Below are 23,796 nucleotides of genomic sequence, written 5' to 3' on the forward strand. Positions count from 1 at the left end.
CACCGCCACCGCCACCGCCGCATGAAATGTCAGCGCTTTCCCATCGCGATAGGATTTTCCCGACAAAAGCTTGATAAAAATCAAAGGGACCGCTTGCGCGCCGGATAAAAATCAAACTTGTTTCGATTTTTCAACCCGCTTCACCATCGCAAAGGAAATGCCCATGAATGTCATCAACGCACTGGACCTGGAACCAATCAAAGTCAAGCTGATGCATAAGGAGTCCGGCGAAGGCTGGTCGCTGGAACGCGCCAACGCCATCGAAACCGAATATCGCCGCTTCCTGTTCCTGATGAAGCAGTTCCCGAACGAACAGACCGCGCCGCTGGTTGACGTCGACACCTTCTGGCACTACCACATCCTGGACACGATGAAATACGCGGTCGACTGCGAAGCGGTGTTCGGCTATTTCCTGCACCACTTCCCGTACATCGGCCTGCGCGGCGAGGACGACCTGGAGGCGCACGAACGCCTGGGCAACCGGATGCAGGAACTGTATGAAGAGACTTTCGGCGAGTCCTACCTGCGCGGCGCGATGCATCAGGACGTGGCCTACTCGGCCGCCCCTGGCGCGACGGCTTACTCGGCCGCGCCCGGCGTCGCCGCCAATACCGCGTACTCGGCCGCCCCGGGCGTTGCCGCCAAGACCGCCTACTCCGCAGCGCCTGGCGTGGCCGCGAAGACCGCATACTCGGCCGCACCTGGCGTCGCCGCCAAGACCGCCTACTCGGCAGCGCCTGGCGTGGCCGCCAACACCGCGTACTCGGCCGCCCCGGGCGCCGGCGCCAAGACCGCCTACTCGGCGGCCCCCGGCGTGACGGCTTACTCGGCAGCTCCCGGCAAGGTCGCGGAAGGCCTGCAGACGGCGGCCGACGCCAACGCCATCATCGAGCAGGCCCGCATCGCCAGCTTCTACAGCGACCGCCCACGCCTGACGCCGTCGGCCTGAGCGCTGGCGTCGCGCGCGGCAAAGCAAACAGGCGGGCTGCTCAAATAAGTGGCATACTGTGGGGATATTTATGGATGACGGGAGATCATCATGGCTGTCAATACCGTAGCTTCCAGTACCGCCGCCGTACAAGCGACGCCGCCCCGCCAGCCTGAGCCGGTGAAGGCGGCGGACAAACCCGCCGAACGCGTCACGCCGCCGGCTCCGCCGGCGCCGCCACAGGTGGCTGCCGCGCCGACCGTCAACACCAGCGGCCAGCGCATCGGCACCACCATCAGCACCTCGGCCTGATTCAGCCGAGACCAGCCCCATAAGACAACGGCGCGTTACCGAGAGGTCCGCGCCGTTTTCTTCGTGGCTATCAGGCAGCCATCAGTTCGCGCAGTTCGCGAATGCTGAAATCGCTGATCTCGTGCATGCGGATCAGGATGGTCGCGCCGATAGGCAGCGTGTTGTGACGGATCTTGCTGATGACCGGTGGCGCTACTTCCAGCGCGCGCGACAGGGCCGCATCGTTTTTCAGTTGCAACTTTTCGATGATGGCGTCCAGCACGCGGTTCGGGTTGTAGGTCGGCGATGCGGTGATTTCTTTGATAGACATAATGTTTTTCAGTAGGTTCTGGCCGTCTTTGGCAAAAAACGACACATGGGTAAAAAAAATTTTTAGCTCTATTACCAATGAAGCACTACAAAACACAGACATTTATGCCGGTTTTTAGTGCTTAGCCGAGATAATACACGTTTACGTTAACGAACGGCTAACTCATCAGACATTTCTGTGAGATTTAGAGAGATTCTACCCCTATTTCTTGTGCTAGGAAGATTTTTGTTACAAGAAAAGGTATAAATATTGGTAAAGTCAGTTGGAACGGCCGATGGCGGCGGCGCGGAAACACCATTCAACGGCCAGTAAAGCGGCCAGTTGGGCGATCGTGCCAGGGAGGAGGATGGAGGACGATGCTGGAAAACCGTTGTCGTACGAATAATAGTGCCAGCCTAGCTGGCGGCGGATCTCGTCGGGGGTGGGCGGAGGGCGGCGGTCGCATTCGCGCTGGTGCATGTAGGCACGGACCTGCTCCTTGCTAGGATGGGAAGTGGCTGTCATACACATGGCTCCTTCGTGAGATAGCTAACAATATCGTATCATGTGCGGACTTGATTGATATGGCTCATACAAATTGCGTTGCCATTTTGGCACAAACACCCCGGAAGTGGCTTGCATAAGTGCAAGTTTCGCCCCGTCTTTACTTGCTTTTACACATGCCCATGACCTACGAAGAATTCCTCGACGAAGTAACCACCCTGCTCCACGAAATCTATGACCTCGACGACGCCGCCGCCATCAAGCTGGTGGTCGACGCCCAGGACGCCGAATATTTCGTCACCCACGACGACGTGCCGGAACTGCGCACGCCGGAGCAGGCCCGCAAGGACGCCGTCGCCCTGTACGAAGCCAAGCAAAACAAGGTGCAGACCCAGAAGAAGCAGCAACAGCGCGTGCAGCAGAAGAAGCGTCCGCCACGCGCCTGATCACCCCTCCAGCAGCTGCGCCACCGTGGCGTAGCGCAAGCGCACGCCCAGTTCGCGCTTGATGCGCCCGTTGCTCAGGCGCCGCGATTCCGACATGAACGACAGCAAGGCCGGCGTCACCACCTGCCGCAGCTCCGCGCGCGGCAGGCGCGGCGGGCGTGGCAACTGGTGGGCGTCCGCCACCGCGTCGAAATACGCCGCCATTTTCATGTCGCTGTCGTCCACCGCGTGATACACACGGTTGGGCAAGCCGCGGAACAGCGCGCGGGCGATGATGGCGGCCAGGTCGTCCGCGTGGATGTGGTTGGTGTACACGTCCTCTTCCTCGACCAGCGCCGGCGTGCCGGCCTGCAGGCGCTTCAGCGGCAGGCGGTCGGCGGCGTAGATGCCCGGCACCCGCAGGATCGACAAGTGGCCGCCGGCGCGGCGCGCCCAGCCGCGCAGCACCTGCTCGGCGTCCACCCGGCGCACGGCGCGCGCGTTGCTCGGCGCCACCGGACGGCTCTCGTCAAACAACAACCCGCCGCAATCGCCGTAGACGCCGGTGGTGCTGACATAAACCAGACGGGCATGCTCAGGTAAAATGGCGGTCAGATTGCGCGTGCGGCGGTCCAGCGCGCCCTCGGCGGGCGGCGGCGCCAGGTGCACGACGCGGCTGGCCAGGCCGGCCAGGCGCCGCAACGTGGCGGGTTGGTCCAGGTCGGCCACCAGCGGCACCGCGCCCAGCGCGCGCAATTCGGCGCAGCGCGACGGCTGGCTGGTCGTGGCGAACACGCGGAAATACGGGCGCAGCAGCGGCAACAGGCGCATGCCGACGTCGCCGCAGCCCACGATCAACAGGCGCGGCAGCTTGAATTTTTGAATAGTAAGTTTTTTCATCTGAAGGATTGTATGACGTTTCAAATCACTGTACAGCCTAGCGGCCATCAATTCAGCTGCGAGGAAGACGAAACCGTGCTGGCCGCGGCCATGCGCGCCGGCGTCGGCCTGCCTTATGGCTGCAAGAACGGCGCCTGCAGTTCCTGCAAGGGCAAAGTGCTGTCCGGCTCGGTCACGCACAAGGCGCACCAGGAACGCGCGCTGACCAAGGACGAGGAAGCGGCCGGCTATTCGCTGTTCTGCTGCGCCACCGCGCAACAAGACCTGGTGATCGAGGTGCGCGAAGTGGCCGGCAGCGACGACTACCCGATCCGCAAGATGCCGTCGCGCGTGGCGACCCTGGAAAAACTGGCGCCGGACGTGGTCGTGATGACGCTGCAACTGCCGGCCAACGAGACGCTCAAGTTCCGCGCCGGCCAGTACATCGAATTCATGCTGCGCGACGGCAAGCGCCGCAGCTACAGCCTGGCCTCGCCGCCGGACCAGGACCAGCCGCTGAGCCTGCACATCCGCCACCTGCCGGGCGGCCTGTTCACCGACCAGGTGTTCAGCACCATGAAGGAACGCGACATCCTGCGCTTCGAAGGCCCGATGGGCACCTTCTTCGTGCGCGAGGACAGCGACAAGCCGATGGTGCTGCTGGCCTCCGGCACCGGCTTCGCGCCGATCAAGGCCATCATCGAGCACCTGCGCGCGCAGGGTTCGGCCCGTCCGATGACCCTGTACTGGGGCGGCCGCCGCCCGCAGGACCTGTACATGGACGCGCTGTGCCGCCAGTGGGAAGCGATCCTGCCGAACTTCACCTATGTGCCGGTGATCTCGTCGGCGCTGCCGGAAGATAACTGGAGCGGCCGCACCGGCTTCGTGCACGCGGCCGTCATGGCCGACCTGCCCGACCTGTCCGGCCACCAGGTGTACGCCTGCGGCGCGCCCATCATGGTCGAATCGGCCAAGCGCGATTTTGTCGCCCAGTGCCAATTGCCGGAAGACGAATTCTACGCCGACGCCTTCACCACCGAAGCCGACATCCACCAGCCCTGAACATCCCCACCGGGAGCGGACAAAGGGGCGGAGCCCCCGGCTCCGCTCCTTGAAAGCGACAATGTCCGACAGCACAGCACCTTCCTCCAACGGCTTCGGCGTCCTGCGCCACCGTAACTTCTCGCTCTACCTCACCGCCCGCACCCTGGCCACCCTGGCCGTCCAGATGCAGAACGTCGCCATCGGCTGGCAGGTGTACGCGCTGACCCACAACCTGTTCGACCTCGGCCTGATCGGCCTGGCGCAGTTCGCGCCCTTCCTGCTGCTGATCCTGATCGCCGGCCACGCCGCCGATCGCTACAACCGCCGCCTGCTGATCGCGCTGGCGATGGGCGCGCAGCTGCTGTGCGGCCTGGCGCTGCTGGCCTTCACGGTCGTCGGACTGAGCGCGGTGTGGCCGGTGTTCGCCGTGCTGGTGCTGTTCGGCAGCGCGCGCGCCTTCATGGGGCCGGCCACGCAGGCCATGCTGGTCAACCTGGTGCCGCCCGAGCGCTTCAGCCAGGCCGTGGCGCTGAGCTCGTCGAGCTTCCATGTCGCCGTCATCCTCGGCCCCACGCTGGGCGGCCTGTTCTACCTGGCCGGCCCGAAAACGGTTTATATGATTTCCTCGGCGCTGCTGCTGGCCGCGGTGATCCTGATGTGCCTGGTCAAATCGGTCAAGCAGCCCAGCAACCGCGAGCCCGCCACCTGGCACACGGTGCTGGAAGGCTTGCGCTTCGTCTGGTCCAAGCCGGTGGTGCTGGGCGCGATCTCGCTCGACCTGTTCGCCGTGCTGTTCGGCGGCGCCACCGCGCTGCTGCCGGCGCTGGCGCACGACGTGCTGCACATCGGCCCGACCGGCCTCGGCCTGCTGCGCACCGCGCCCGGCGCCGGCGCCGCCGTGTGCTCGATCGCGCTGGCCTTCCACCCGATCACGCGCCGGGTTGGCGCGTGGATGCTGGGCGGCGTGGCGGTGTTCGGCGCCGGCACGCTGGTGCTGGGCGCCACCTCCACCTTCCTGGTCGCGCTGACCGCGCTGTTCGTGATGGGTGCCGGCGACATGATCAGCGTCTACGTGCGGCACCTGCTGGTGCAGTACGAAACGCCGGACGCGATACGCGGGCGCGTCAGCGCGGTCAACTCGGTGTTCATCGGCGCCTCGAACGAACTGGGCGAGTTCGAGTCGGGCCTGACCGCCGGCTGGATGGGCCTGACCCGCGCCGTGCTGTTCGGCGGCGCCGCCACGCTGGCCGTGACCGGCATCTGGACCGTGCTGTTCCCCGTCCTGTCGCACATGGACCGCTTCCCCCACGAGGAAAAATCATGACTCTACGCATACGCCTGCCGGGCATCATCCACAGCCGCCCGCACCTGAGCCTGGCGATCGCGCTGGGCGCGATCACCGCCCCGCTGCTGCCGCACGCCTGGCAGCTGACGGCGCGCCTGCTGACGGCGTGGAACGTCACGGTCTGGACCTACCTGCTGTCGATGGCCTGGATGATGGTGCGCGCCGACCAGCACGACATCCGCCGCGCCGCCTGCCGCCAGGACGAAAAGGGACCGGTGATCCTGGCCATGCTGTCGCTGGTGATCATGATCAGCCTGGTGGCCATCATCTCGCAACTGTCGACGCTGAAGGACTCGCGGCCGGCCGACATGGTCTACCACTACGGCTTCGTGGTGCTGACGCTGACCGGCTCGTGGTTCATGATCGGCACCATGTTCTGCTCGCATTACGCCCATCTGTACTACATCAAGAACGACGGCGAAAAGCCGCTGCATTTCCCCGACCAGGAATTGACGCCGAACTACTGGGACTTCCTGTATTTCTCGTTCACCGTCTCGGTGGCGGTGCAGACCTCGGACGTGGCCGTGTGCGGCCGGGCCATGCGCCAGGTGGTGCTGGCGCAGTCGGTGCTGTGCTTCTTCTACAACCTGGCCATCCTCGGGCTGTCGATCAATATTGCCGCTTCGCTCATCAACGGTTAGCGACTTAACGCGAACCTAAGGCGAAAAGGAGTAATATTGAATTGCAGTTCAACAAACAGGAGCAAGCGTATGCAAATCAATATCAATGCCGACAAAACCATCGACCGCCACGCCGGTCTGGATGAACATGTACAAACGGTCGTGAGCAATGCCCTCCACCGCTTCGGCGAACAGATCACCCGCGTCGAAGTGCACCTGAGCGACAACCTGGTGCAGAAATCGGCCGACGGCGACAACCGCTGCCTGATGGAAGCCCGCGTCACCGGGTATCAACCGATCGCCGTCAGCGATCACGCCGCCACGCTGCATCAAGCAATAGGCGGTTCGGCGGAAAAACTCAAGCGCGCCATCGACAGCGCCCTGGGCCGCCTGCATGACAAGGACAAGCGTCAAGCCAACGGCGCCGTGCCGGCTGAAGCCGACGCGGAAGACACCGAATAATTCACATGGGGGCGGGAGCTAGCGCCGTGCCAGCTCCCGCAAATACCTCAGTCCCTGCAGCGCCCGGCTGCCGTACCACGACATCATCTCCCCATCGACCAGCAACACCGGCTTGCCGATCTGTTTTTCCAGCGCGTCCGCGTGCGCTTCCGTGAAGCGGTACGGTTCGCTCGACAGCAACACCCCATCCACTTTCGCCAGCAATTCCGCCGACCACTCGAAGCGCGGATAACGCACCTCGCCCAGGTCCGGCACGCTCCAGCCGATTTCCTCCAGCATGCGCGCGATGTAGGTGTCGCGCGAGATCGTCATCCACGGATCCTGCCAGATGCAGTACAACATGGTCTGCGGGTGGCCCGGCGGCATGGCGCGCAGCAAGGCATATTCCGCCTCGAACGCGGCGCACCAGTCTTCGGCAGCCTGCTCGCGGCAGAACACCCCGCCCATCAGGCGCGCCAGCGCCAGGTTGTCGCGCGGGCGCAGCGGATGGGTGACGACAATGTTGGGAATAAACTCAGCCAGCAGCTCGACGGTCGGCTTTTCGTTCTCGTCGATGTTGACCACCAGATGGGTCGGCGCCAGCTTGCGGATCTTGTCGATGTTCACATCCTTGGTGCCGCCGACCTTGGGGATGGCCCGCACCACATCGGCCGGATGGATGCAGAAGCCGGTGCGCCCCACCAGCTGCGCGGCCAGGCCCAGGTCGCACAGCAGCTCGGTGATCGACGGCACCAGCGAGACGATGCGCGCGTTCGGATCGGGCCGGTGCGTCGCGTCTAGCGCGTCGGTATATTCCATGTTGTTGTCTCAATGTGGGCAATGCGACATTGAAGCATCTGCGGATACAACGTGCAACAACTGCGGGATGAAATTTACACAGGGCACAGTTCAGTTCAGCTATGATTACCGTGCTTGCCCATCAGCATCCTGAAAGACCATTTTGAAACAAATCAGCACATTCGGCGCTTCCCGCTACCAGATCGGCGACCTGCAGTTGCTGCGCAACGCCGATGAAGACGCCACCATCGCCAAGCTGCTCGCGCCCTGCCCCGTCATGCAACTGGAAGCCGACCAGGCGGTCACCGAATCCAACCGCGCCCGCCTGTACATCGTGCTGCGCGGATCCTTGTCGGTCGCCACCGACACCCGCACCGGCATGGCCGACGGCACCGTCAGCAAGATACTGCCGGGCGAAAGCGTGGGCGAACAATCGGTGCTGGACGAGGAAGCCAACCTGTCGAGCATCACCGCGCTGGAGCGGAGCGAAGTGCTGGTGATCGAGGCCGACATCGTCTGGAAACTGATCGACGAATCGAATGTGCTGGCGCGCAACCTGCTGCGGCTGCTGTCCTTCCGCATCCGCGCCGCCAACGCGCAGCTGCGCCGGCGCCAGAAGCTGGGCGAGTTCTACCGCCAGTTGTCGATGATCGACGGCCTGACCGGGCTGTACAACCGCGCCTGGCTCAACGACCTGCTGCCGACCATGGTGGCCACCGCGCAAAGTTCGCACGCGCCGCTGGCGCTGATCATGATCGACCTCGACCACTTCAAGCAATTCAACGACAGCCACGGCCACCTGGCCGGCGACCAGGCCCTGCGCGCCGCCGCGCACGTGCTCAGCAGCGCGCTGCGTCCGACCGATTTCGCGGTGCGCTACGGCGGCGAGGAAATGATGGTGCTGCTGCCGGATACCAGCGACAAGGTCGCCGTCGCGGTGGCCGAGCGCCTGTGCGAACGGATGCAGCAGGCCGTGGTGTTCGCCGACATGCGCGTGCCGCTGCCGCAGATCACCGCGTCGTTCGGCGTGGCGACGCTGCAGCCGGGCCAGGACGAGCAGGCGCTGATCGCGGCCGCCGACGGCGCGCTGTACCGCGCCAAGGACCAGGGCCGCAACCGCGTGGTTCATCACCAGGCGTAGGCCCGAGCCGCCCGCAGCGTGCGGCGTCGGCTCAGCGCGGGGCCGGCTGGCCGGTGCCCAGCTTCAGCGTGGCCGTCACCGCGTAGTGGTCGGACGCATAGCCTTTGCCGTCCTGCCCGTCGATCAGCACCTCGGCCCGCACCACGCTGGCGTCGGGCGGCACCATGATGTAGTCGATGCGGCACTGGTTCTTTTCCTTGCCGAACGCGTGGAAGCTGCCGACGTCGGCGCCGCTGTGCAGCACGCGGTAGCTGTCGCGCAGCGCCAGCGGCGAACCTTCCCGGCCCAGCAGGTGGCGCACCGCCGGTTCCTGCTCGCACGCGTTCAGGTCGCCGGTGAGCACGACCGGGTCGCCCGCATGCTTGCGGGCCGCGATCTGTTTGGCGATCAGCAGTGCCGCGCGCTCGCGCTCCTCAGGCTTCAACGGGAAATGGGTGTTGTAGACATACAGGCCGCGCCCGCTGGCGTGCTCGCGCAGATGCGCCCATGTGGCGATGCGCGGCCACTGCATGCCCCAGTCGTTGGAGCCGACGATCTCCGGCGTGGACGACAGCTGGAACGTGCCCTGGTCGGCCGCGTCGAGATCCCAGCGCGCCTTGCGGTAGAAGATCTGCGTGCCCTCGCCGCCGCCATCGGCTTCGCGCCCGCGTCCGATGCTGGCGTACTCGTCGAGCGCAAGGTTGAGGTCGGCGATCATCGCCGGCACCGCTTCCTGCACGCCCAGGAAATCCGGATGCTGCTGCCGCACCAGCCCGGCCACGCGCGCCTTGCGCGACGCCCAGTCATGCGGCGCCGGATCGACGGGCACCCTGAGATTGAAGGACATCACATCGATCGCCAGCGCCTGCGCGCAGCCGGCGCCGTGGACGCCGAACAAGGCGGCGAGGCAGGCGGAAAGCCGCAACAAGCGGATAGGTGTCTTGCGGCGCAAGGCTGTGGGCATGGGGACTTCCTCTTTCTGGGTGGGTGACAGGTGGGCATCACGGCGCAAGCTCGTGCCGGTACGGGATCGATGGCTGGGCGCCGGCGCGCGTGACGCACAGCGCGCTGGCGCTTTGGCCGAAGGCGGCCGCCTCGTCCAGCGTCAGGCCTTCGCACAGCGCGGTCGCAAGCGCGCCGATGAAGGTGTCGCCGGCCGCCGTGGTGTCGACCGCGCTGACCGCGCGCGCAGGCAGGTGCCGTGGTCCCTGCTCGTCCAGCAGCACCACGCCCTTGTCGCTGAGCGTGATCAGCACGCGGCGCGCGCCGCGTGCCCGCAGCTGCTCGCCGGCCCGGCAGGCGCTGGCCACGTCGGCCACGTCCATCCCGGTCAGCAGGGCCGCCTCGCTTTCGTTGGGCACCAGGATATCGATGAGGGGCCAGAACTGATCGGGCAAGGCCTGCGCGGGCGCGGGGTTGAGCAGCACAGGCACGCCGGCGGCCGCGGCCAGCCGCATGGCCTGCAGCACGGCCGCCAGCGGCACTTCCAGCTGGACGATGAGCAGGGCCGCGCCGGCGATCGCGTCCCCGGCCGCGTCGATATCGGCCGGGCGCAGCATGCCGTTCGCTCCGGCGGCGAGCACGATGCGGTTCTGGCCCCGGTCCTCCACCAGGATCACCGCCACGCCGGTCGCGGCCTCGTCTATCCTGCCGACGTGGCGGATGTCGACGCCGTTGGCAAGCAAGGCCTCGCACAGCGTGTCGCCGTAGCCGTCCCGGCCGGCCTGGCCGACCAGCGCCACCTGGCAGCCGAGACGGGCACAGGCCACGGCCTGGTTGGCGCCCTTGCCGCCCGGCGAGGTCGTGTAGCCGTGGCCTTGCAGCGTTTCGCCGGCCTCCGGCATGCGCGGCATGCGGAACACCAGGTCCATGTTGAGCGAGCCGACCACCACCACCGGTTTGCCGCCAGCGACGGCGGAAGGAACTTTATTCATGCGCCCCCTTTGGCCGCCGGTACGGCGCGGTCGAGGAACGGGTTTTCAACTCGGGGGCCAGCACCACATGGCGCGGCGTGTCGCGATGCGCCTCCACCCGCTCCAGCAGCAGCTCGGCGGCCAGCGTGCCGATGGTCAGCTTGGGCTGCACCACGGTCGACAGCGGCGGCGCCGAATAGGCCGCCAGCTCGATATCATCGAAGCCGACGATGGACAGCTGCTCGGGCACGCGCACGCCGGCCTCGCGCGCGGCCGACAGCGCACCGATGGCCATCAGGTCGTTGCACACGAACACCGCGCTGGGCGGCGGCGCGCAGCGGAGCAGCTCCTGCATCGCCAGGTAGCCGCCGCCCGGCGTGAAGTCGCCGCGCACCAGGTCGCTGTCGAAGCGCTCGACGCCGGCCTCGGCCAGCGCCTGCTTCCAGCCCGCGTTGCGCTGCGAGCTGGGCGACAGGCCCGACGGGCCGCTGATGCAGGCCACGCGCGGATGGCCCAGCTCCAGCAGGTGGCGCGTGGCGATCAGGCCGCCGGCGACGTGATCGACCTCGACCAGGTCGCAGTTCAGGTCGGCCACCGCGCGGTCCAGCAGCACCAGCGGGATCTTCAATTCGCCGATGGTGGCGCGCACCATCTCGTCGCTGCCGGCCACCACCAGGATCAGGCCGTCGACGCGCTTTTCAGCCAGCACCCGGATGTACGAGGCCTGGCGTTCCGGATCGTCGTTGGAATTGCAGATGATGACGTTGTAGCCGGCGGCGTAGCAGCGCTCCTCCACGCCCTGGATGATCTCGGCGAAGTACGGGTTGGAGTTATTCGGTATCACCATGCCGAAGGTGCGCGTGTTGTTGCTCTTCAGGCTGCGGGCGACGGCGCTGGGCACATAGCCCAGCACGCGAACGGCTTCCTCCACGCTTTCGCGCGCCTCCTTGCTGACGAACCGGGTGCCGTTGACGACATGCGAAACGGTCGACACGGACACCCCGGCACGGAGTGCGACATCCTTGATATTGGCCATAGACTGCTGCTCACTTCCCTGCGAATTAATTGATTGGTCGGGCCGGCTCGATGCGGCCGCTGCGGCTACTTGCTGGCGGCTTTTCTCAGACGATAGGTGTCGAGCACGACCGCGAGGATGATCACCACGCCGGTGATCATCTGCCGCACGAAGTCGCCCACCTCGACCAGCACCAGGCCGTTGGCCAGCACGCCGATGATGCAGGCGCCCAGCAGCGTGCCGATGATCGAGCCGCGCCCCCCGGCCAGGCTGGTGCCGCCGATGACGACGGCGGCGATGGCGTTGAGCTCGAAGCCCACGCCCAGGATGGGGCTGGCCACCGTCAGGCGCGTCATGTACAGCACGGCCGCCACGCCGACGGCGGCGCCGCAAATCGTGAAGGCCAGGATCTTATAACGAAAAATATCATGGCCCGCCAGGCGCACGGCTTCTTCGTTGTTGCCTATGGCGTAAATGATACGGCCGAACACGGTGCGCGTGAGCACCACCCAGGCCAGGCCCACCAGCGCCAGCGACACCAGGAACAGCGCCGGCATGCCGGCCACCGTGGCGGTGCCGAACTCGTTGAACAGGTCGGGGAACTCGTAGATGGAGCGGGCGTCGGTCCATTGCAGCGCGGCGCCGCGCGCGACGTACAACATGCCCAGCGTGACGATGAAGGACGGCACGCCCCAGTGGCTCGACACGCTGCCGTTGATCAGCCCGCACACGGCGCCGACCGCGACGCTGGCCGCCACCGCCAGCGCGATGGCGGCGCCGACACTCAGGCTGTCGAGCTTGAGCACGGTGCCGGCCACGACCGCGCACAGCGCCGTCAGCGAGCCGACCGACAAGTCGATGCCGCCGATCAGCACCACGAAGGTCATGCCGACCGCCAGGCAGATATTGATGGCGATCTGCGTGAAGATGTTGCTGACGTTGTCGGCCGTCAGGAACAGCGGCGACAGCAAGGAGAACACGGCGATCAGGATCAGCAGCGCGAAGGCGATGCCCGATTCGCGCAGCAGCCCGCGAAGGCGGGCCGGCAGCAGGCTGGCCGCGCCGGCAGGTGCGGGCGCCGCCGGGATGGCGGTGTCAGACGGTTTCGACATCAGGTTCTCCAGAGTTCATCAGTTCGCTGTAAGCCAGCTCAAGAATGCGGGTTTCGTCAAAGTCGGCGCGCGCCACCTCGCCCGCCACGCCGCCGCGCGACAGCACGATGATGCGGTCGGCGATCTCCATCAGCTCGGCCAGGTCGGACGAGGCGACCACCAGCGCCTTGCCGCTGTCGGCGGCCTCCAGCAGCAGGCGGTGGATCTCGGCGCGCGCCACCACGTCGACGCCACGGGTGGGCTCGTCGAGCAGCAGCACCGCCGGCTCGCGCAACAGCCATTTTCCCAGCACGACCTTCTGCTGGTTGCCGCCGGACAGGGTGCGCGGCGCCTGCTCGATGCCGCTCATCCGCACCTGCAGCGCGCGCGCCATGACCTCGGCGGAGGCCGCCTCGCGCGAGCGTTGCAGCCAGCCGCCACGCGAACAATCGCCGAGCGTGGCCAGCGACAGGTTGGCGCGGATCGGCATGTCCAGCAACAGGCCTTCGTGGCGGCGGTCTTCCGTCACCAGGCAGATGCCCTGCGCGATGGCGTCGGCCGGGCTGCGCACCGTGACGGCCCGGCCGTCGCGCAGCAGCCTGCCGGCCACCATCCGGTCGGCGCCGAAGATGGCGCGCAGGGTTTCGGTGCGGCCGCTGCCGACCAGGCCGGCGATGCCGACGATCTCGCCCTGGTCCACCGCGAAATCGATGGCCTTGCCCGGCGCCTGGCCACGGAAGCGCAAGCCTTCCACGCGCAGGGCCGCCGCCGCGGAGGACGCACCGCTGCGCGTGCGCGCCGGCAGCGCGGGCACGTCGCGCCCGGCCATCAGGTTGACCAGCTTGCGCGGCGTGACGGCGGCGATCGGCTCGGTGCTCACCGTGCGGCCGTTGCGCAGCACGGTCACGCGGTCGCAGACCGCGAACAATTCCTGCAAATGGTGGGACACAAACAGGATGGCCACACCGCTGTCGCGCAGGCGCACGATCAGGTCCAGCAGGCGGGCGCTTTCGCGCGAGGTCAGCGTCGCGGTCGGCTCGTCGAGCACGATGATGCGGCTGGAACCGGACAGCGCCTTGGCGATCTCGATCAACTGGCGCTGCGCGATGCCCAGCGTGTGGACGGTCTGCGTGGGCGAGACGTCCTCCAGCCCGACCAGGCTGAGCAGCTCGGAGGCGCGGCGGTTCAATTCCTTGCGGTCGATCAGGCCCAGGCGCGTGCGCGGCAGCGCCGCGAACTGCAGGTTTTCGGCCACCGTCAGATGCTCCAGCATCAGCAGCTCCTGATGCACGACGCGGATGCCGCTCTGGATGGCGTCGAGCGGACTGCGCGGGCGATACGGCGCGCCGGCAAGCTCCATGGTGCCGCCGTCCGGCGCGGTGGTGCCGCACAGCACCCGGATCAGGCTCGATTTGCCGGCGCCGTTCTCGCCGGCCAGCGCGTGCACACTGCCGGCGTGCAGATCGAGGTCGACGTGGTCGAGCGCGACCACGCCGGGATAGCGCTTGCTGATGCCGCGTATGCGCAGCACGGGGGCGCCGGCCGCGTCGATGGAAGCGTGCATGCCGCTTACTTCAGGTCGGCGGCGGTGACCAGGGCGACCGGCGTCTTCACCCAGCCCTTGAGCGGCACGCCCGACTTGCGCGCCTTCAGGCCGAGGTCGATCGCGTTGGCCGCCATCTCGGCGCCGAACTGGTCCACGGTGGCCAGCATCTTGCCCGACTTGATCAGGGGCCGCACGGCCGGGATGTTGTCGAAGCCGACCACTTTGATCTTGCCGCTCTTGCCGGCCGCGTCGATGGCCTTGACGATGCCGACCGCCATGGAATCGTTGGCCGCCATGACGCCCTTGATGTCGGGATGGGCGGTCAGGATGTTGGTGAACACCTGGTTGGCCTCGTCCGTGCCCCACATGGCGCTGCGCGAAGCGACCAGGTTGAGCTGGTACTGCTTGACCGAGTCCATGAAGCCGGCCTTGCGCTGCCGGCCGTTGTCGGCGCCGGGATTGCCTTCGATGATCACCACCTTGTCGCCGGGCTTGAGCACCTTGCCCAGCGCATCGCCGGCCAGCTTGGCGCCCTCGCGGTTGTCCGGCCCGATGAAGGCGAGGTCCAGCCCGGCCTTCTTCTTGGCGGCCTCGTCCAGGGCGACGTCGATATTGATCACCATGATGCCGGCCTTGAGCGCCTTGGCCGCCGGCGCCACCATCGCGCGCGAGTCTGCCGGCGCGAGGACGATGATGTTCATCTTTTGTATCGTCATGCTCTCGACGGCGACCACCTGGGAATCGACGTCGGTTTCATCCTTCATGCCGACCGCCTTCAGTTCGAAGTCGCCGCGCTTGGCCCGGTAGGCTTGCGCAGTGTCGGCCATGTTCTTGAAGAACTCGTTGGACAGGGATTTCATCACCAGTCCGACGCGCGGCTTGTCCTGCGCCATCGCCGGAGGCAGCGCGAGCAGCGCCGTGGCGACGGCTACAACCATCTTGAATTTGCTGGGTAACACCGGACGTCTCCATCGAATAAAACCATCTGGCCTGCGGGGCGCGCAAAAAGAAAACGTTTGCGCAAACGTTTTTTTACATTATCCACTCGTCGATAAATTGTCAAGAAATTCACGGGCTCCGTTCACCGGGTTGCAACTTTCCCATGTTTATATTGACAACAATAAATAGTTAAGCTACCTTAGCAAACGTTTGCGCAAACGTTTGCTTAGCTATTTCGTGACCGCGACAGGCTGATTCAACCACTACAATTTGACGGAGACTGGCAATGAGCGCAGGCGAAAAGAGCGATCCGAAGTGCATGTGGCGACGTGGCGCGGCTTCCAGGCCGGCGCGCCGCTGGGGCGCCCCGCTGCTGGCGCTGTGCGCGCTGCAATTCGCCCATGCCGCCGAGCCCTTGCCGTTCGCGGTGCGCGAAAGCCAGCTCACCGGTCCGGCGCAGATGGACCTGGGCGAAGTGGACTGGCTGGCCCGCCTGAACAACTGGAAACGCGACACCGCCGGCGCACAACCGGCCTGGCTGGCGGCCATGCAAGCCTGGCGCGCGCAGCACCTGGCCGCGATCGCCTACGACGACGCGCAGTACCGCCGTCCGGAACTGCAATGGACGCAAAAGAATTTCATCCAGACCCAGGCGATGGTGGAAGACCGCTACCTGTACGACCCCATCACCCGGCGCTACACGGTGCAGCGCTTCCTGGACGACCTGAAGCGGCGCTACGGCGGCATCGACAGTGTGCTGCTATGGCCGCTTTATCCGAACATGGGCATCGATCACCGCAACCAGTGGGACCTGCTGCGCGACATGCCCGGCGGCACGGACGCCGTCCGCCAAATGGTGCGGGACTTCCACGACCAGGGCGTGCGCGTGCTGTTCCCAACGCTGCCCTGGGACGCCGGCTCGCGCGATCCGGGCCTGGCGCCGCCCGACGCGACCGCGCGGCTGATGGCCGAGATCGGCGCCGACGGCATCAATGGCGACACCATGAACGGTCTGCCGCAAAGCTACGCCGACGCCGCCGCCCGCACCGGCCACCCGCTGGTGCTGGAGCCGGAACTGTCGTTCAAGGACGACGCCATGCTGGCCACCAACCTGCACAGCTGGGCCTACTGGGACGGGTCGTTCGTGCCGCTGGTGAGCAAGTGGAAATGGCTGGAGCCGCGCCACATGGCGCACGTCAGCGACCGCTGGGCCACCGACCGCAGCAACACCTTCCAGGCGGCGTTCTTCAACGGCGTCGGCGTGCAAAGCTGGGAGAACGTCTGGGGCTGGTGGAACCAGATGACGCCGCGCGACGGCGAGGCCTTGCGCCGCATCTCGACCATCTACCGCGCCGTGCCGGCGCTGCTGGTGAGCGCGCAATGGACGCCGCATGTGCCGACCCTGCACTACGGCATTTACGCCAGCCGCTTCCCCGGCGCCGGCCGCAGCCTTTGGACGCTGGTCAACCGCAACGAGTTCCAGGTCAAGGAAGGCATCCTCAAGCTGGAGCACCGCGCCGGACAGCGCTACCTGGACCTGTGGAACGGCCGCGAACTGCAGCCGCGCATCGAGGATGGCCAGGCCGTGATCGACCTGCCGCTGGAAGCGCGCGGCTACGGCGCGGTGCTGCAGTTCGAGGGCGCCGCCATTCCGTCCGAGCTCGCTCCGCTGCTGGAGACCATGAGCGGCCTGGCGCGCACGCCGCTGCAGGCCTACTCGGCCGACTGGACCTTCCTGCCGCAGAAGATCGTCCCCATCGCCGCCACCGCCCGCGCGGCCGGCGCGCCCGCCGGCATGGTGAGCGTGCCCGCCGGCAGCTTCGACTTCCGCGTGACCGGCATCGAGATCGAAGGCGAGAACCGGCCCGGCATGGACGTGCAATATCCGTGGGAAGACTCGCCGCGCCGCGGCCATTTCCGCCACATGCGGCTGGACGCCTTCCACATCGACCGCTACCCGGTCAGCAATCTCGACTTCAAGCGCTTTATCGATAGCGCAGGCTACCGTCCCGCCGACGCCCACAACTTCCTGCGCCACTGGCAGGGCGGCGCGCCGCGCCCGGCCGAAGCGAACAGCCCGGTCACCTGGGTGTCGATCGAGGACGCCCGCGCCTACTGCCGCGCGGCCGGCAAGCGCCTGCCGCACGAATGGGAATGGCAGTTCGCGGCGCAGGGCAACGACGGCCGCCTCTACCCCTGGGGCAATGAATGGGACGCCGCGCTGGTGCCGGCGCCCTCCTCGGCGCGCGAGCTGCCGCCGCTGCCGCCGGTCGGGCAGCACCCCAAGGGCGCCAGCCCGTTCGGCGTCGAGGACATGGTCGCCACCGTCTGGCAGTGGACCGAGGAGTTCGAGGACGAGCACACCCGCGCGGCGATCCTGCGCGGCGGCAGCTTCTACCAGCCGGCCGGCTCCCACTGGTACTTCCCGCAGGCACGCAAGCTCACCGAGCATGGCAAGTACCTGCTGATGGCGCCGTCCAAGGACCGCGCCGGCGCGCTGGGCTTCCGCTGCGCGCAGGACGCCGGCTGATTCTTTTTTTTCGATCGGGAACTTTTTTATCAACCGCAAATCGACTCATCTTAATGAGCAGCGGTATTTTTTAGGGGACTAATCCACATCAAATTGGAAAGCTTTCCACGACGGACGTGATCGCTGTCTTGATCTGGTCCGGAACTTATCGAACACCTCTTCACCATTCACGGAGTCTGCTTTGCAATCCATTTATTCACAGGACGCCAACCACGGCGGCCAAGGTACTTTCAAGCTCAAGCCCCTCGTCGCGGCCTGCGCCTCCACCCTGCTGTTGTGCGGCGCGGCCGACGCCCAGCAAACGACGCCCGAGGTCGGCGCCGAACCGGCCGCCACCAACACGGTCATCGTCAAGGGCATGCGCCGCAGCCTGGAGGATTCGCTGACCGTCAAGCGCGGCAATTCCTCCATCGTCGAGGCGGTGTCGGCCGAGGATCTGGGCAAGCTGCCCGATTCCAGCATCGCCGAGGCGCTGGCCCGCCTGCCGGGCGTGACCGGCGAGCGCGGCGGCGACGGCAATGTGGACCGGGTGTCGGTGCGCGGCATGTCGCCCGAATTCTCCAGCACCCTGCTCAACGGGCGCGAAATGGTCAGCTCCGGCGAATCGCGCGCCGTCGAGCTGGACCAGTTCCCTTCCGAGCTGATCGGTGGCGCCGTGGTCTACAAGACGCCCGACGCCGCGCTGATCGGCCAGGGCCTGGCCGGCACCATCGACCTGCACACGCGCCGCCCGCTGGCCACGCGCGGCCGCGAAGTGGCGCTCAACCTGCGCGCCGAAAAGAACTCGAACGGCACCCTCATCAAGGATGTGGTCGACCCGATCGGCAACCGCTTCAGCGCCTCCTACATCGACCAGTTCGCCGACAACACCATCGGCGTGGCGCTCGGCCTGGCCCGCCTCGACCGCGGCAGCCAAATCAAGCGCACGCAGACGGCCAACTTCCGCGACCAGATCGGCATCCCCATCGACGGCGCGCCGCCGCAGCAACAGCCGGCCAACGGCTACAACCACGCGCTGCTGCCGCTGTTCTGGGACACCACGGCCAACACCAAGCGCAGCACGCGCACCGGCCTGATGGGTGTGCTGGAGTACAAGCCCAACCGCGACCTGCACAGCACGCTGGACTTCTACTACTCGCGCTTCGACACCAAGGAAGTGGGCACCTTCTTCCGCGAGAACATGTACAACGCCTACGGCGCGGCCGCCAACCGCATCACGCTGAGCAACGTCGGCACGACCCAGGTGGGCCGCAACACCTACGCCACCACCGGCACGGCCGACAACCTGAGCTTCGTGATCGGCAACGCGGAAACGCGCCGGCGCGACAAGATCGCCGCGCTGGGCTGGAACACCGAGCTCAAACTGGCCGACAAGTGGAAGGGCATCGCCGACCTGAGCTACTCGCGCGACGCGCGCGACGAGGAGTACGACGAAATCTACGGCGCGCCGTTCAACAAGGCCATCAACAACTGGCAGCGCAGCGCGTTCAGCTGGAACATTCCGTACGACGGCTCGGCGCAATCGTTCACGCCGGTCGATCCGAACACCTTCAAGAACACCGTCCTCGGCGACGCGCACGGCTACCACACCAGCGATGCGCCGGCCTGGGCGGGCGGCGTGCGTACCCGGCCGCTGACCGACGCGCTCAAGACGCTGCGCCTGAGCGCCAAGCGTGAACTCGACGGTCCGTTCCGCAGCATCGACGTGGGCCTGAACGTCACCAAGCGCGACAAGGTCATCACCAACGGCGACACCCTGCTGCTGCTGGCCTCCGACGGCAAGGGCGGCTACCTGCGCGACGTGCCGGCCGCCGCGATGCGCGACCCGGTCGACATGTCGTGGGCCGGCCTGGGCAATGTGCCGCGCATCAGCGCGCCGGACGTGATCGCCAGCGGCGTGGTGTCGAACAAGGATCTGTTCGGCGGCAAGGTGACCAACGACTACGGCGTGCACGAGCGCATCTCCACCGCGTACGCCAAGCTCGACATCGACACCACGGTGGCCGGCTACGACCTCCACGGCAACCTCGGCATGCAGGCCGTGCACTCGAAGCAGAACTCGGACGGCTTCGAATATCGCGGCAACAACATCACGCCCGATCCGAAGCTGGTGTTCCCGCACACGGGCGGCGCCAGCTACCGCAACTACCTGCCGAGCCTGAACCTGATCGCGGACCTGAAGAACGACTGGGTGCTGCGCTTCGGACTGGCCAAGACGATGGCGCGGCCGAACATGCAGCAGCTGCGCGCGGGCACCAGCACCCCGAGCATCATCGACAAGCCGGGCGACCACTACGGCGAATGGACCGGCGCCTCGGGCGGCAATCCGGAGCTGCGGCCTTGGCTGGCCAACGGCACCGACCTGTCGCTGGAGAAGTACATCGGCAAGCGCAGCTACCTGGCCGCCGCCGCCTTCCACAAGAAGCTGCTGAGCTATGTGTTCGACGGCACCACCGAGCGCGACAACAGCTTCCTGCCGCGGCCGTCGACGCTGCCAGCCGACATCGTGGTCCAGCGCACCGGTTCGTACACGCGGCCGGTCAACGGCAGCGGCGGCGCGCTGCATGGCCTGGAACTGTCCGCCGCGCTGGACGGCGAGTTGATCAGTAAATCGCTGGATGGTTTCGGCGTCATCCTCGGCGCGACCCGCCTGGGCAGCGACCTGCAGGACAAGGCCGGCAACGAGGTCAAACTCGACGGCTTATCCGGCACCGCGTTCAACGCCACCGCCTACTACGAGAAGAACGGCTTCTCGGCGCGCGTGAGCGAACGCTACCGCTCGCCGTTCACGGCCACCTCGACCGACGTGTACCTGCAGAAGTTCATCAGCGCGCACTCCGCCGACCGGGTCGTGGACATGCAACTGGGCTATAACTTCGAGACCGGCCCCTACAAGGGCCTCTCTATCCTCGTCCAGGCCAACAACCTGCTGGACACCCAGGTCACCTACTACAGCAACGTGGGCGGCGGGCCGGATCCGGATCAGCTGCGTCCGCGTTACACCAACCGTTTCGGCCGCCAGTTCCTGATCGGCCTGAACTACAAGATGTAAAACTAAAAACCCCGCTTTCGAGCGGGGTTTTTGTTGGTATCAGGCGTCCTTTGACGGCGCCGGCGCCGGTTGCGCCTTGTGCGCGGCGGCGAAATCGGCGTAGCCCTTCTGCACCAGCTCGTACGTCTTGTCGATATTGCTGGCCACGTCGCCGTTGAGCACCTTCAGTCCGTCGAGCACGCCGCGCGCCTCCTTGAAGCCCTGGTCCACGCCTTTTTTCAACGTCTCCATGAACTTGTTGAGCACGGCATCGCCGTCCTCGCCGGGGTGCTGCTGCTTGAAGGCATCGTAAAACGCGGTCGACAGCGATACAATGCGGCTCGCGGTGCCTTCCGGCGTATTATCCTGCGACACGGCGTTCTGGATGGCGTTGTCGCCGAAATCGTTCTTGAGCGCCTCGTTGATGCCGGTCAGCGCTGTTTTCAGCAGGACCGACAGCGGTTCGTTGGAGGAATTCAGCGATACCGTCAAGGAAGCTTGTACGATAGATACATTGAGCTGCGCCTTGGCCTTGGCCGCGACCGACATGTTGCCGTCGTCCTTGGCAGCGGCCGGAACGCTGGAGGCGGCAGCCGTGCCGCCCGAAGTTGCCGATACTGGAGTCGCCATGATCTAGCTCCTGTTGAGGGATATCCAGTAATTAACGGCACAATAACGAATAACTTGACCGCACCCTATGACCACACAGACCTTTCTCTGGCACGACTATGAAACCTTTGGCGCCCAGGCGCGCCGCGACCGCCCGGCACAATTCGCCGCGATCCGCACCGACGCCGACCTGAACGAGATCGGCGATCCCATCATGCTGTATTGCAAGCCGGCCAATGATTTCCTGCCGGACCCGCAATCGTGCCTGATCACCGGCATCACGCCGCAGCAATGCCTGGAATGGGGCGTGCCCGAGCACAAGTTCGCCGCCACCATCGAGCAGGCCTTCTCCAAGCCGGGCACCATCGGCGTGGGCTACAACACCATCCGCTTCGACGACGAGATCACCCGCTTCATGTTCTGGCGCAACCTGATCGACCCGTACGCGCGCGAGTGGCAGAACCAGTGCGGCCGCTGGGACTTGCTGGACGTGGTACGCATGACCTACGCGCTGCGCCCGGAAGGCATCGAATGGCCGCTGCGCGAGGACGGCAAGCCCAGCTTCAAGCTGGAGCACTTGGCCAAGGCCAACGGTCTGCTGCACGAGGCCGCGCACGATGCGCTGTCGGACGTGCGCGCCACCATCGCGCTGGCGCGCCTGATCAAGCAGAAGCAGCCCAAGCTGTTCGACTTCTGCCTGGCGCTGCACAAGAAGGACCGCGTGGCCGACGAGATCGGCATGCACCTGGCGCCGCAGTTGCGCGCGCCCTTCCTGCACGTGTCGGGCATGTTCCCGGCCGAGCGCGGCTGCATCGCGCTGGTGTGGCCGCTGGCCACGCATCCGACCAACAAGAACGAGGTGATCGTCTGGGATTGCACCTATGATCCGAGCGAGCTGTTCACGCTGGACGCCGACACCATCCGCACCCGCATCTTCAGCCGCGCCGACGCGCTGCCGGAAGGCGTGACGCGCTTGCCGGTCAAGAGCATCCACCTGAACAAGTCGCCGATGCTGGTGTCCAACCTGAAGACGCTGTCGCCGGCGATGGCGGCCAAGTGGGGCATCGACCTGGAGCAAGGCAAGGCCTACGCCGCGCTGGCGGCTGCCGGGCGCAACATGGATGCGATTTGGGAGCAGGTGTTTTATCGTCCCGCCGGCGAGGAGCTGGACGTGGACGAGGACCTGTACAACGGCTTCGTCGGCAAGGAGGACCGCCGCATGCTCGACACGCTGCGTAAGGAAACGCCGGCCAAACTGGCCACGGCGTCGCCGTCGTTCAGCGATCCGCGCCTGCTGGAGCTGCTGTTCCGCTACCGCGCGCGCAACTTCCCCGAGACCCTGTCCGAAGGCGAGATGGAGCATTGGGAACAGCACCGCGCGGCGCGCTTCTACGAAGGCGCGGGCGGTGCGCGCAGCATCGACCAGTTCTTCGGCGAGATCGACCATCTGCAACAGGATGCCGATGAGCGCGCCGAACAGATCCTGGCCGAGCTGTACGAGTACGTGGAGCTGATCGCTCCAGCGCACTAGGCCCGCTTAGGCGCGGTGCCGGTTGATGGCGTCGCGCGTTTCCAGCGCCACACGGCGGGCGGCGGCGGCGAAGTCTTCATTGGCTTGCGGCGCCGCGTACAGGATGGCGCGCGACGAGTTGATCATCATGCCGGTGCCGTCGTAGGTGCGGCCCGACTTGACGGTGGCTTCGATATCGCCGCCCTGCGCGCCGATGCCCGGCACCAGCAGCGGCATGTCGCCGACGATCGCCCTGACCTGCGCCAGTTCCTCCGGGAAGGTGGCGCCCACCACCAGCGCACACTGGCCGTTGGCGTTCCACTTGTCCGCCACCAGGCGCGCCACGTGCTGGTACAGCGGCTTGCCGTCGACGTTGAGGAACTGCAGATCCGAGCCGCCCGCGTTCGAGGTGCGGCACAGGATGATCACGCCGCGGTCGCTCCACTCCATGTACGGCTCCACCGAATCCGAACCCATGTAGGGATTGACGGTCACCGCGTCGGCGCCGTAGCGGTCGTAAGCCTCGCGCGCATACTGGCGCGCGGTGGCGCCGATGTCGCCGCGCTTGGCGTCCAGGATCACCGGCATGTGCGGGTAGTTGTCGCGCACGTAGTGGCAGATTTTTTCCAGCTGGTCTTCCGCGCTCAGCGCCGCGAAGTAGGCGATCTGCGGCTTGAACGAGCACGCCAGGTCGGCGGTCGCGTCGATAATCTCGCGGCAGAAGTGGTAGATGCCTTGCGGGTCGTTCTGGAACTGGGCCGGCAGCTTGGCCATGTCCGGGTCCAGGCCCACGCACAGCAGGGAGTCGTTGGCCGCCCAGGCGGCAGATAATTTGTTGATGAAAGTCACGACGCACCCCTCGAATTTATTGCAAACCCTCTATTGTAACGCGCCCGCACCGGGCTGT

At 66.1% G+C, this 23,796-nt stretch carries 23 protein-coding genes; 11 read left to right on the forward strand and 12 right to left on the reverse strand.

Annotated features, from left to right (window positions below; all coding sequences use genetic code 11):
* Nucleotides 1-163: 163 nt before the first annotated feature.
* Both HUX88_RS21945 and HUX88_RS21950 read left to right on the forward strand, forming a co-directional pair.
* The gene (locus HUX88_RS21945; protein WP_176363124.1) at nucleotides 164-949 is read left to right on the forward strand and encodes a hypothetical protein; all 786 of its coding nucleotides are present in this window, start codon (nucleotides 164-166) and stop codon (nucleotides 947-949) included.
* A gap of 90 nt (nucleotides 950-1,039) precedes the next feature.
* On the forward strand, nucleotides 1,040-1,240 hold the full coding sequence (locus tag HUX88_RS21950; protein ID WP_147330537.1) for a hypothetical protein: 201 nt from the start codon (nucleotides 1,040-1,042) through the stop codon (nucleotides 1,238-1,240).
* A 70-nt stretch (nucleotides 1,241-1,310) separates the two neighbouring features.
* On the opposite strand, the gene HUX88_RS21955 is transcribed toward HUX88_RS21950, so the two are convergent.
* Together HUX88_RS21955 and HUX88_RS21960 are read right to left on the reverse strand one after the other, a co-directional pair.
* On the reverse strand, nucleotides 1,311-1,550 hold the full coding sequence (locus tag HUX88_RS21955) for a hypothetical protein (RefSeq protein WP_008445950.1): 240 nt from the start codon (nucleotides 1,548-1,550) through the stop codon (nucleotides 1,311-1,313).
* A 258-nt stretch (nucleotides 1,551-1,808) separates the two neighbouring features.
* Entirely contained in the window at nucleotides 1,809-2,054 is a 246-nt protein-coding gene (locus tag HUX88_RS21960; RefSeq protein WP_229213442.1) for a hypothetical protein, read from the reverse strand.
* A 161-nt stretch (nucleotides 2,055-2,215) separates the two neighbouring features.
* Here HUX88_RS21960 and HUX88_RS21965 point away from each other — a divergent pair, with 161 nt between their 5' ends.
* Entirely contained in the window at nucleotides 2,216-2,479 is a 264-nt protein-coding gene (locus HUX88_RS21965) for a hypothetical protein (RefSeq protein WP_117015532.1), read from the forward strand.
* Here the strand turns inward: HUX88_RS21965 and HUX88_RS21970 are convergent, their stop codons facing one another.
* Nucleotides 2,480-3,358: an SDR family oxidoreductase gene (locus HUX88_RS21970; RefSeq protein WP_176363125.1), complete on the reverse strand. Its 879-nt coding sequence runs from the start codon at nucleotides 3,356-3,358 to the stop codon at nucleotides 2,480-2,482.
* Nucleotides 3,359-3,370: 12 nt separating this feature from the next.
* On the opposite strand from HUX88_RS21970, the gene HUX88_RS21975 reads away from it, so the two are divergent.
* The 4 genes from HUX88_RS21975 to HUX88_RS21990 all read left to right on the forward strand — a co-directional run bounded on the left by HUX88_RS21975 (nucleotide 3,371) and on the right by HUX88_RS21990 (nucleotide 6,808).
* Nucleotides 3,371-4,399 (forward strand): CDP-6-deoxy-delta-3,4-glucoseen reductase, encoded by a 1,029-nt coding sequence (locus HUX88_RS21975; protein WP_176363126.1) that lies wholly within the window; start codon nucleotides 3,371-3,373, stop codon nucleotides 4,397-4,399.
* A 61-nt stretch (nucleotides 4,400-4,460) separates the two neighbouring features.
* Nucleotides 4,461-5,705: an MFS transporter gene (locus HUX88_RS21980; RefSeq protein WP_117015439.1), complete on the forward strand. Its 1,245-nt coding sequence runs from the start codon at nucleotides 4,461-4,463 to the stop codon at nucleotides 5,703-5,705.
* The gene (locus HUX88_RS21985) at nucleotides 5,702-6,367 is read left to right on the forward strand and encodes a DUF1345 domain-containing protein (protein WP_117015438.1); all 666 of its coding nucleotides are present in this window, start codon (nucleotides 5,702-5,704) and stop codon (nucleotides 6,365-6,367) included. The genes HUX88_RS21980 and HUX88_RS21985 overlap by 4 nt, the downstream gene beginning before the upstream one ends.
* A 69-nt stretch (nucleotides 6,368-6,436) precedes the next feature.
* Entirely contained in the window at nucleotides 6,437-6,808 is a 372-nt protein-coding gene (locus HUX88_RS21990; protein WP_117015437.1) for an HPF/RaiA family ribosome-associated protein, read from the forward strand.
* A gap of 18 nt (nucleotides 6,809-6,826) precedes the next feature.
* Here HUX88_RS21990 and HUX88_RS21995 read toward each other — a convergent pair whose 3' ends face one another.
* Nucleotides 6,827-7,606, reverse strand: coding sequence for a helical backbone metal receptor (locus HUX88_RS21995; RefSeq protein ID WP_176363127.1), 780 nt, complete (start codon nucleotides 7,604-7,606; stop codon nucleotides 6,827-6,829).
* A gap of 142 nt (nucleotides 7,607-7,748) precedes the next feature.
* Here HUX88_RS21995 and HUX88_RS22000 point away from each other — a divergent pair, with 142 nt between their 5' ends.
* Nucleotides 7,749-8,726, forward strand: coding sequence for a GGDEF domain-containing protein (locus tag HUX88_RS22000; protein WP_176363128.1), 978 nt, complete (start codon nucleotides 7,749-7,751; stop codon nucleotides 8,724-8,726).
* 31 nt (nucleotides 8,727-8,757) lie between these two features.
* Here HUX88_RS22000 and HUX88_RS22005 read toward each other — a convergent pair whose 3' ends face one another.
* The 6 genes from HUX88_RS22005 to HUX88_RS22030 form a co-directional block, all read right to left on the reverse strand.
* Nucleotides 8,758-9,669, reverse strand: coding sequence for an endonuclease/exonuclease/phosphatase family protein (locus HUX88_RS22005; protein ID WP_176363129.1), 912 nt, complete (start codon nucleotides 9,667-9,669; stop codon nucleotides 8,758-8,760).
* Nucleotides 9,670-9,706: 37 nt separating this feature from the next.
* Nucleotides 9,707-10,639 (reverse strand): ribokinase, encoded by a 933-nt coding sequence (gene rbsK, locus HUX88_RS22010; RefSeq protein WP_176363130.1) that lies wholly within the window; start codon nucleotides 10,637-10,639, stop codon nucleotides 9,707-9,709.
* Nucleotides 10,632-11,654, reverse strand: a complete 1,023-nt coding sequence (locus tag HUX88_RS22015) for a LacI family DNA-binding transcriptional regulator (RefSeq protein ID WP_176363131.1) — start codon at nucleotides 11,652-11,654, stop codon at nucleotides 10,632-10,634. The genes rbsK and HUX88_RS22015 overlap by 8 nt, the downstream gene beginning before the upstream one ends.
* A gap of 65 nt (nucleotides 11,655-11,719) precedes the next feature.
* Entirely contained in the window at nucleotides 11,720-12,745 is a 1,026-nt protein-coding gene (locus HUX88_RS22020) for an ABC transporter permease (RefSeq protein ID WP_176363132.1), read from the reverse strand.
* Nucleotides 12,729-14,288, reverse strand: a complete 1,560-nt coding sequence (locus tag HUX88_RS22025; RefSeq protein WP_176363133.1) for a sugar ABC transporter ATP-binding protein — start codon at nucleotides 14,286-14,288, stop codon at nucleotides 12,729-12,731. The genes HUX88_RS22020 and HUX88_RS22025 overlap by 17 nt, the downstream gene beginning before the upstream one ends.
* 5 nt (nucleotides 14,289-14,293) lie before the next feature.
* The gene (locus HUX88_RS22030) at nucleotides 14,294-15,208 is read right to left on the reverse strand and encodes a sugar ABC transporter substrate-binding protein (RefSeq protein ID WP_176363134.1); all 915 of its coding nucleotides are present in this window, start codon (nucleotides 15,206-15,208) and stop codon (nucleotides 14,294-14,296) included.
* Nucleotides 15,209-15,495: 287 nt separating this feature from the next.
* Between HUX88_RS22030 and HUX88_RS22035 the strand changes: the two genes are divergently transcribed.
* Both HUX88_RS22035 and HUX88_RS22040 read left to right on the forward strand, forming a co-directional pair.
* Entirely contained in the window at nucleotides 15,496-17,739 is a 2,244-nt protein-coding gene (locus HUX88_RS22035) for an SUMF1/EgtB/PvdO family nonheme iron enzyme (RefSeq protein WP_229219464.1), read from the forward strand.
* A gap of 181 nt (nucleotides 17,740-17,920) precedes the next feature.
* A complete protein-coding gene (locus tag HUX88_RS22040) occupies nucleotides 17,921-20,791 on the forward strand; it encodes a TonB-dependent receptor (RefSeq protein WP_176363135.1) in 2,871 nt (956 codons plus the stop codon).
* Between the two features lie 39 nt (nucleotides 20,792-20,830).
* Here the strand turns inward: HUX88_RS22040 and HUX88_RS22045 are convergent, their stop codons facing one another.
* A complete protein-coding gene (locus HUX88_RS22045; protein ID WP_176363136.1) occupies nucleotides 20,831-21,400 on the reverse strand; it encodes a DUF5610 domain-containing protein in 570 nt (189 codons plus the stop codon).
* A gap of 67 nt (nucleotides 21,401-21,467) precedes the next feature.
* Between HUX88_RS22045 and sbcB the strand changes: the two genes are divergently transcribed.
* Nucleotides 21,468-22,910, forward strand: a complete 1,443-nt coding sequence (gene sbcB, locus HUX88_RS22050; protein WP_176363137.1) for an exodeoxyribonuclease I — start codon at nucleotides 21,468-21,470, stop codon at nucleotides 22,908-22,910.
* 6 nt (nucleotides 22,911-22,916) lie between these two features.
* On the opposite strand, the gene pyrF is transcribed toward sbcB, so the two are convergent.
* The gene (gene pyrF, locus HUX88_RS22055) at nucleotides 22,917-23,738 is read right to left on the reverse strand and encodes an orotidine-5'-phosphate decarboxylase (protein ID WP_176363138.1); all 822 of its coding nucleotides are present in this window, start codon (nucleotides 23,736-23,738) and stop codon (nucleotides 22,917-22,919) included.
* Nucleotides 23,739-23,796 lie beyond the last annotated feature (58 nt).

Origin of the sequence: Duganella sp. BJB1802, assembly GCF_013369445.1 — a bacterium.
Classification (GTDB): domain Bacteria; phylum Pseudomonadota; class Gammaproteobacteria; order Burkholderiales; family Burkholderiaceae_D; genus Rugamonas; species Rugamonas vulcania_A.